Raw genomic sequence first — 812 nt, 5'->3', positions numbered from 1 at the left:
TGAATTAGGCAAGCTGGGGCATGAGGTGCGTTTAATTGCTCCGCAGTTCGTCAAGCCTTACGTGAAAGGCGGCAAGAACGACGCGAACGATGCGCAGGCAATTTGTGAAGCGGCCAGCAGGCCCACCATGCGTTATGTCGAGGTCAAGACAGTAGAGCAACAGGCGAGCCAGTCGGTGCATCGGATCAGAGGTCGGCTGATCAAGGCTCGAACAGCATTAGTCAACGAAGTTCGTGGGTTGCTGGCCGAGTTTGGTTTGATCGAATCACGCAAAGGCGTTGCGGCAACCCGCGAACTACTGTGTCGGGCGATCGATGATTCAGATAGCAGCATGCCTGGCACGATGCGAGAGCTGCTGAGGGGGTTGAGCGAAGAGTTGCAAGGGTATGACGAGCGCTTGAAAAAGCTGGAACAACTGATCCAGCGCGAGGCGCGCGAGGATGAGCGGGTCAGACGCTTAATGAAGATCGAGGGGCTCGGCCCGATCAGTGCCACGGCCATCGTCAGTGCTGTTGGCGATGCCAGACAGTTTGCCAGTGGCAGGCAATTCGCGGCCTGGCTGGGACTGGTGCCCAGTCAATACTCCACAGGGGGCAAGGAGCGCCTTGGGGGTATCAGCAAGCGCGGAGACAAATACTTGCGCACGTTGCTGATCCACGGATCGCGCTCAGTGCTCAAGTGCGGATTTCGGAGCACCGTGACCGGCCGTTTCGGTTGATCGTGACCGGTCATTTCGCTAACGCGTGACCGCTCATTTCGGTAGCAACGTGACCGATTTTCCGCCTGTTCCGAAACAGGTGGTCACGGCTTAC

General features: G+C 57.8%; 1 pseudogene. It reads left to right on the top strand.

Annotated elements, in window-relative coordinates:
• Positions 1-679 (top strand): annotated as a pseudogene (locus PSOLE_RS23420) (IS110 family RNA-guided transposase); the annotation flags it as partial.
• Between the last annotated feature and the right edge of the window lie 133 nt (positions 680-812).

Origin of the sequence: Pseudomonas oleovorans subsp. oleovorans (genome assembly GCF_002197815.1) — a bacterium.
In the GTDB taxonomy this organism is placed as follows: domain Bacteria; phylum Pseudomonadota; class Gammaproteobacteria; order Pseudomonadales; family Pseudomonadaceae; genus Aquipseudomonas; species Aquipseudomonas oleovorans.
The sequence above is the reverse complement of the archived record's forward strand: the minus strand, read 5'-3'. Positions and strand labels throughout refer to the sequence as shown.